The sequence below is a fragment of the Microcoleus sp. PH2017_05_CCC_O_A genome (assembly GCF_020738785.1).
Taxonomy (GTDB): Bacteria; Cyanobacteriota; Cyanobacteriia; order Cyanobacteriales; family Microcoleaceae; genus Microcoleus.
Window position 1 is genome coordinate 29,328 of record NZ_JAEQCB010000087.1, and the last position, 7,409, is coordinate 36,736.

General features: G+C 45.3%; 7 protein-coding genes. 2 read left to right on the forward strand and 5 right to left on the reverse strand.

All coding sequences use genetic code 11. The annotated features are described in order from the left end of the window. Positions 1-146: 146 nt before the first annotated feature. The 3 genes from JGK20_RS20790 to JGK20_RS20800 form a co-directional block, all read right to left on the reverse strand. Positions 147-2,225, reverse strand: a complete 2,079-nt coding sequence (locus JGK20_RS20790) for a dynamin family protein (protein ID WP_293213978.1) — start codon at positions 2,223-2,225, stop codon at positions 147-149. A 140-nt stretch (positions 2,226-2,365) separates the two neighbouring features. Further along, entirely contained in the window at positions 2,366-2,704 is a 339-nt protein-coding gene (locus JGK20_RS20795; RefSeq protein WP_293178711.1) for a hypothetical protein, read from the reverse strand. Between the two features lie 171 nt (positions 2,705-2,875). Then, the gene (locus JGK20_RS20800; RefSeq protein ID WP_293178709.1) at positions 2,876-3,397 is read right to left on the reverse strand and encodes a pentapeptide repeat-containing protein; all 522 of its coding nucleotides are present in this window, start codon (positions 3,395-3,397) and stop codon (positions 2,876-2,878) included. Positions 3,398-3,626: 229 nt separating this feature from the next. Here JGK20_RS20800 and JGK20_RS20805 point away from each other — a divergent pair, with 229 nt between their 5' ends. Continuing rightward, entirely contained in the window at positions 3,627-5,165 is a 1,539-nt protein-coding gene (locus JGK20_RS20805) for a SagB/ThcOx family dehydrogenase (RefSeq protein WP_293198937.1), read from the forward strand. Positions 5,166-5,425: 260 nt separating this feature from the next. Here the strand turns inward: JGK20_RS20805 and mnmE are convergent, their stop codons facing one another. Next, positions 5,426-6,811: a tRNA uridine-5-carboxymethylaminomethyl(34) synthesis GTPase MnmE gene (gene mnmE, locus JGK20_RS20810; protein WP_293208610.1), complete on the reverse strand. Its 1,386-nt coding sequence runs from the start codon at positions 6,809-6,811 to the stop codon at positions 5,426-5,428. 213 nt (positions 6,812-7,024) lie between these two features. Here mnmE and JGK20_RS20815 point away from each other — a divergent pair, with 213 nt between their 5' ends. Further along, positions 7,025-7,165: a hypothetical protein gene (locus JGK20_RS20815; protein ID WP_293208613.1), complete on the forward strand. Its 141-nt coding sequence runs from the start codon at positions 7,025-7,027 to the stop codon at positions 7,163-7,165. A gap of 64 nt (positions 7,166-7,229) precedes the next feature. On the opposite strand, the gene JGK20_RS20820 is transcribed toward JGK20_RS20815, so the two are convergent. Next, positions 7,230-7,409, reverse strand: a 180-nt coding sequence (locus JGK20_RS20820) for a hypothetical protein (protein ID WP_293213981.1), incomplete at its 5' end; no start/stop codon positions are given.

Genomic DNA, 7,409 nt, shown 5'->3' on the forward strand with positions numbered 1-7,409 from the left:
CGCTCTTAGTTATATATGTAAGAGCGCTAAAGCGCAACAACATACCTTAGCCTCCAACTTTTCCAAATCCTAGGTACGTAGTTGCGCTTCAGCGCTCTTTGTTATATATGTAAGAGCGCTGAAGCGCAACTACGTACCTTAGAGCTTCATTTAGCGGATGCTAAGAAACCTTGATATACTGATTCTATACTCTGCGCCTGAGCAGAAACATCAGCCTCCAACTTTTCCAACCGCTGCGATTCAGCCTGAGAATTAATCTCCCGAGATTGCTTTTGTTCCAACAAATTATCCAACTCAGCTTTCCGAGACTTAATATCATCATTCATGCGATCGCCCACTTCGCGCCCGTAAACATCAAAACACTCTTTCACAGCATCGTGAATCGGCTGCCACTGCTCCTGAGCCACCTGCGGCAGATATTTTACCAACTCTTTTTTAGCTGCTTTCACTAACTGTTTGTGAGCTCCGTCTGCTTGCAAAACCCCAACACCCATCCCCAGCAAAGCCAAGTACAGTGGCCCCAAAACAATCCCCGTAAAACTCGCAAAAATCGTACTGACGCCCAATACAGTAATTAAATTGAGCAGGATATTTTTCCAGTCGAAACCAGCTCCTGCCATTGCTACACCCGCCAGGTTTCCTGTTGTTAATGAAAACAATCCCATCGCCCATTTTGCCCAAGCTGGCGAGTTATCTTCGTTTGAGTTGCTGACTGCTGCGGGGATTTTTTGCCCGGTCAGTTTTTCGGTAATTTTTTCAGTCACTTTTGTGTAAGATGCTCCGTAATTGGCTGCACTTTGCGACAACTGCGAAAATGCTGAATTCATCTCTTGTTCAGCCGTGAGAGTCCAAGCTGCTAGTTTGTCGTTGATGTACTGCTCGAATGCTCGTCTGAGCGATGCTTCAAAGGCTTCTCGCTTATCTTGGCTGAAGAAATCCAGAAATCTCAGCTCGGGTTGATACCGCAAAAAGTCGGTTTCAAAGGTATTTTCTAAATTGAGAACGTAGGTGCGGAAAGAATCTGCGATCGCCCGCGATTTACTATCTCTAACTCGGATAATTTCTTGTTGAAATTCATCGCGAATCTGACTCAGTTTATTAAACTCCGGCTCAACAGAATTAATCTTGTCCTTCAACTCATTGACATCCCGTTCGAGCAATGGTAAACGGCGCCCGACAGCTTCGCGGACGCGAGCAGAAATTTGACGCGCCAAAGTCCTCGCCGGACGCAATTCCGAAATCGCTCTTTCCTGCGTCAAAAACGTATTCAATGACGCCATAAACTCCGGAAAACCAGTTCCTGCTAAATTTGCATCCGGGTTTTTTACCCGCAATCTGAGCGCCTTAATTGAGGTAATTGGAAACACCCGCTCGTCGTAAATGTCGTGTCCTTCTGTTAAACAATATTCAGCCAAATTAGCTTTGAAAACCCGCCCCAGTTTGTGTTCTGCTTCTGCCATTTCTTCAGGATCGTCCGGATCGATCAAACTTTCCCGCACTTGATCCCAAGCATTGATCAGAAAGAAAATGCTTAATCCACGACCTTTGATATAATTTTCTAGATAACGTCTTTCACCCATTGTACAAGGCTGAGTTGCCCTGAGTACAAACAAAATTGCGTGACAGTTGTTGATGTAACCGAGAGATAATTCGTTGCGCGATTCTGTATCGTTGAGTCCGGGACTGTCTACTATTTCTATGCCTTTTTCTAGCAAAGGTAAGGGATATTCTACTACGGCGCAGTCGATATCTGGAAATGCTGGTTTCTGTTCTGATTCTAAGCGTTTTGCTTCAGCGGGGTCGATTGTGTAGTCTTGTTTGAAACTTTTAAAATCGAGTTGTTTGGGGCTTTTGCCGTCGTTGAAATAAACGGTGACATTTTTTTCGGGGCCGTAGCGCAAAATTGTCAGCAAAGCAGTACAGGGATTGACATCGCTGGGAAGCAAGTTTTCGCCGATTAAGGCATTTAGAAAAGTGCTTTTGCCGCGTTTCATGTCGCCTAATACGAGGAGCCGAAATACTCCTTGGCGCAAGTTTTTGCTGGCGAGATTGATGTCGGCGCTGTCTGTTTCTAAACCGAGTTTTCCTGATGCTTCGATTCCGGCTAATTCCGATCGCTCTATGGATGTGACGATGTTGCTCAGGCGATCGGCAATTTCTCGGCGCACGGCGGATACTCGCTCTAAATCGTTGAGAAAGCTGCTAGTTTCTACTTTGAGGTTCATGGTTGTTTTCTGATTGTTTACTGCTGGATATTTCAAAACCAAGCTATTTCATGATGGTGTTCGTGCAAAAGTTATTTGATTCGCTATTCCTCGCGAACAATGTGCAGTACAGACCTGAAATGACTACAATAGCCTGTTAGTTAATTCTTGGGATTCTTATCTTGAAAAAGTATTTTGTAACCAATGAAAGCAATTGCTCCCACCATCACCGCAGTTCCTAGCCAAGATGCTACACGCAGGGCAACCAGCGCTACAATTGCCAGACCTGTAAATTGACTGATTGCTATGATTTTTCGGCGCCATAGTTGCAGTTTGCTTTGAGTATTGTTATCTGGTTCTTCGTACTTTCTCGTTATATTCTCTGGTACCGATCGTTCGATTTCCGATTCTAGTTCGCGGAGTCGAAGTTCTTGTTCTCGCTTCCGAAGTTGTTGTTCTTTGTGTCGGAGTTCTCTGGCTTTTTCATCGGGATCGTTCATAGGTTTGACCTTTTTTTATGTGGAAATATGTGTTGTTTATTGTCAATATTGCACAGCCATAAGTTCTCTACGACTGTAACTCACATTGTCAGCGGTGTCGAGAAATGTTAAGAAATATCAAAAAGGGCGATCGCCTTTTTCGACCGATCGCCCAAATGCAGTGCTGCGAAATCAATATCCTTCCGGGCCGATGGTAGTGCGATCGCACTCCGCGTCGGACAAATCCACTAAGCGCGCTCGAAATAAGTTGCAGCCAGCTAATTGAGCTTTGGTTAACTTTGCTTTCTCCAAATTAGCTCTGCTCAAATCAGCATATCTCAAATCGGCATTGCTCAAATCTGCATTGTACAAATCCGCACCTTGTAAATTGGCTTTATGCAAATTTGCTCCTTGCAAATTGGCGTGGCGCAAATTTGCTCTAGATAAATTAGCTCCTGATAAATTAGCTTCAGACAAATTTGCCTGATAAAGTTGAATGTCGCCCAATTCAGCATCTTGTAACTGTGTTTTGTAAAGATTGGCTTGAGTCAGATTTCCGTAGGGCAAATAAGCTCGCGTCAGCACGCTACCAGAAAGGTTTATTTCTGGCAAATCTGCTTGAAACAAGTTATCTCCACTTAAGTCAACGGCGTTAAAGTTTCGCTGGCCTTCAGAATACTGAGCGAGCAATTCCTCAGCGCTTAGCTTTTGCATTTTCAACCCTTAATGACGACAGCTTTTGCAGCCAATTCATAATGATAATTGATGGTTCTTATTCTGCGTATTTATACTTAGGTATCTTATTATGTTAAGCTTGTGTAACAACGATCGTATTTTTTCTAAGATTTTTTTTATATTTGTAAATTTCTGGGTTGCTCGACCATGCTTGCCGTCAGTAATGTCAAGATCGATAAACAAACCAAAGCTGATTCTCTACTGAAATATGCCAGAACTTCCTCCCTCCATTGCACAGCACTACCACGAACGGACGAAATACGATCCCCAAACCCTTGCTGCCAAAAGCAGACAGCTAGATTGGACAGAGCAACCAGTTCCGTTCAAAGAATATAAAATTGGCGCGTATTTTGACCTGAAGCCTTATCTAAAAGACCCCTCAGACGATCCAAATTCCCCGGATGATGCCAGTTGGTGGCATCGGTTGTCCAGCTTGTTGCTGTGCAGCTACGGGCTGACGGCGAAGGTGCAGACGGTAGATGACAGCTACCTGTATTTGCGATCGGCACCATCGGCGGGCGGGCTCTACCCAGCAGAGGTTTATTTAATCTCGCGGGGTACGCCACAGTTGCCGGCGGGACTCTACAATTATCAGTGCAGAACTCATTCGCTGGTTCATTTTTGGGACAGCGAAGTTTGGCCGGCCCTGCAAGCGGCTTGTTTCGGATCGCCGGTGTTAGAAAATACCCAATTGGCGATCGCCGTTACCACTGTTTTCTTCCGTTCTTCTTGGCGTTACGCAGATAGAGCTTATCGGCGAATCTTTCTCGACACTGGTCATTTATTGAGCAATATCGAGTTAGCTTGCGCCATCAACGATTACCGACCTCACCTGATTGGAGGATTCGCAGACGAAGCTGTCAATCAATTACTGTATATCGACTCGCAGCAAGAAGGAGCGATCTGTTTAATTGGTTTAGCTGACTTGCTAGACATCGACCAAAATTTGCCAAAGTTTAAAACGGCTTTGGCAGGAAAAACGACGACAGATTACCCGAAAATTTCCGAAGGTCAAATTTTAGAATACCTCCATAAAGCGACACAGTTAGAATCAGATCCCACTGGAGTAGATGGCTGGAAACTTGATGAAAGTGAAGGAGATTTAGAGGACAAATATAACTTTCCATTTTGCACTAAAGTTTCGACTGTCACACCTTCGATTCCTTGGGGAGTGAATCTGGAAGGTTTAGAAAATATGATGCTGAAGAGGCGTTCTACCCGTGCTTATACAGGTGCTTCTTTGAGCTTGGGCGAACTCCTAGCGTTGCTTGATTTTACTTATCAGTCGCAGCACTATATCGACCAAGGATTAGACGGTTATCCAGACTATTTCGATCTGAGTTTGATTCAGACTTTTATTGCGGTTTCGGGAGTGCATGGGTTAGAAGAAGGTTGTTATTATTACGCTCCGAAAGCTCAAGAATTGCGGCAAATTCGGTTCAAAAATTTCCGCAGGGAGCTGCATTATTTGTGTTTGGGGCAAGATTTGGGCAGAGATGCGGGGGCGCTGTTGTTTCACACGGCGGATTTGAATAGGGCTGTTGCCAAATATGGCGATCGCGCTTACCGATATTTGCACATGGATGCGGGTCATTTGGGCCAGCGGTTGAATTTAGCAGCGATTCAACTGCGTTTGGGTGTCAGCGGTATTGCGGGCTTTTTTGACGATCTCGTGAATGACGTTCTCGGTATTCCTACGAGTGAGGCTGTGCTTTATATCACAACTCTGGGCAGACCGCGATCGTGAGGATGAGTGCGATCGTTCTAGTAGACATCATATGAGTTAAATGAAATTTACCCAGATCGGGCGAGAAACCGGGTTTCTACGAAGTTTTATGTTGAGTAACGAGAAGTTTAGAAAGAAACCCGGTTTCTGAAGTCTCGGCCACTCAGTAGACTTTTAGAGATTACTCATGGGAGGCGAGAAACCGGGTTTCTACTAAACTAAGAAGGACTGAAGCCCAACAACATACCTTTCTGAGCAGCGTTATAAATCAATTAAAATTGCTATTTCCCAATACAAAACCTGCTAAATATTCTATCCAAGACTGATTCCGTCACTTCTTCGCCCGTAACTTCCCCCAATGCTTGAATTGCGCCGCGCAAATCTATTGTCCAAAAATCTAAAGGCAATTTGTTGCTAATAGTATCCGTGCATTCTTCCAGCGAAATTTTAGCTCTGGTTAAAGCTGCTGCTTGCCGCTGGTTGATTGCTAAATCTGAGTTTTCTGCTTGCAAATTTCCGCCGCTGACAGCATCTAATATGGCTGTTTCTAATTCTTCTATACCTCGATCCAAGGCGGCCGCCGCGGTGACTATCGAGTGAATTTCAGAGGAAAAAGGTAATTCTGGGATTGTTTTTACTAGGTCAATTTTGTTGATGATTATAATGAGCTGGCGGTGTTTTACTTGTTCGTAAATTTCCCGATCGCCTGCTGTCCAACCAGATTCTGCGTCAATTGTCAACAATACTAAATCGGCTTGTTTGGCTGCGGCGCGCGATCGCTCTACACCGATTTTTTCTACCCGATCATCCGTTTCCCGAATGCCCGCTGTATCCAGCACCTGCACCGGAATCCCGCCCACAACTAGCTGCGACTCTACCACATCCCGCGTCGTTCCAGGCAAATCTGTGACGATCGCCCGATCGCTCTTACTCCACGCATTCAACAAACTCGACTTTCCCACATTCGGGCGTCCGACAATCGCCACTTTCAAACCGGTTCTCAACAATTCACCGCGATCGGCCGTCGCCAAAATCCTTGACAATTCGTTCAAAATCTGATTTATTTCCAAACAAGTTTGAGCTTCATCTAGAGGCGGCAAATCTTCCTCAAAATCAATTCTCGCCTCAATTTCTGCCAACACATCCAAACAAATTGCTCTTAATTTGCGAATTGGCTGGGCTAATTTTCCCTGCAAACCAGCTAAAGCACTTTGTGCGGCGGCGGGTGATTGTGCTCCCACCAAATCTGCAATGCTTTCAGCTTGAGTTAAATCTAACCTTCCATTCAAAAAAGCCCTGAGCGAAAACTCTCCCGGCTGCGCCAATCTCGCCCCATTTTCTAAACACAACTGCAACACTTGCTGCACCGCCATAATGCCGCCGTGACAGTGAAACTCCACCACATCTTCGCGGGTGAAAGAACGGGGCGCTTTCATGATTAACAACAAAGCTTCATCGACTAATTCTTGAGTTTTGGGGCGGCGGATGTGGCCGTAAAGAATGCGGTGAGATTCCCAAATTTGCCCTCCTGGAGCGCGAAACAGGGTTTCGGCAATTTTTAAGGCTGCGGCACCGGAAACTCGCACAATGCCGACGCTGCCTTGTTGGGGAACGATCGCAGTGGCGATCGCTGCGATCGTTCCTCCTTTTGTTAGTGATTCAGACATTTTTATGATTCACACATTCCAAAGTTATAGATATCTCATTGACAGAATAAACAATTTCAGCGAGGTTTTTCCAAGATATTAAAAGAGGGTGGCCGCCGCGCTTGAGTGCGATCGCGAATCCGTTAGGTAAGCCCTCGAACCGGATCGCCCGGAAAGCCCCATTCAGTCGATTTTAGATTGTAGATTTGAGATTTTAGATTGACTTAGAGCGCAGTGAATCTGGGGGTTGAACAGGAGTCGGAAATTTTGGGTGGCGGGCGACGAGTGTCCGAAACCAAGTATCCGTTTTTGGGCCCGAGTCAGGACGCGATCGAACTTAAAAAATTAGTCCGCCAAATCTTTTGGCTATCTTGACACTCTCAGGTCTTTCATACGCTGAGATTCTGCGGACAAAGTAGGCTTGGGTAAAACCCAAAGTCTAACTCTCGCTGGGAGTCGTCAAACACCGTCTACCCAGTTGGTTTAGGTCTAAACCTAACTTACTGGCTACTTTTCTCAAAATAATTAAAGTCAGTGAAGGAGTCGCCCCCTCCACTGCTCTCCAAAACGGAACGTGATAGTTTCCCATCATTGGGCTCCTCAATAAAACGGCTGTTGT

Bases quoted from the DNA above. Each gene is read 5' to 3' on its own strand.
- JGK20_RS20795 (WP_293178711.1), bottom strand. From the start codon at position 2,704: ATGAACGATCCCGATGAAAAAGCCAGAGAACTCCGACACAAAGAACAA.
- mnmE (WP_293208610.1), bottom strand. From the start codon at position 6,811: ATGTCTGAATCACTAACAAAAGGAGGAACGATCGCAGCGATCGCCACT.
- JGK20_RS20805 (WP_293198937.1), top strand. From the start codon at position 3,627: ATGCCAGAACTTCCTCCCTCCATTGCACAGCACTACCACGAACGGACG.
- JGK20_RS20800 (WP_293178709.1), bottom strand. From the start codon at position 3,397: ATGCAAAAGCTAAGCGCTGAGGAATTGCTCGCTCAGTATTCTGAAGGC.
- JGK20_RS20790 (WP_293213978.1), bottom strand. From the start codon at position 2,225: ATGAACCTCAAAGTAGAAACTAGCAGCTTTCTCAACGATTTAGAGCGA.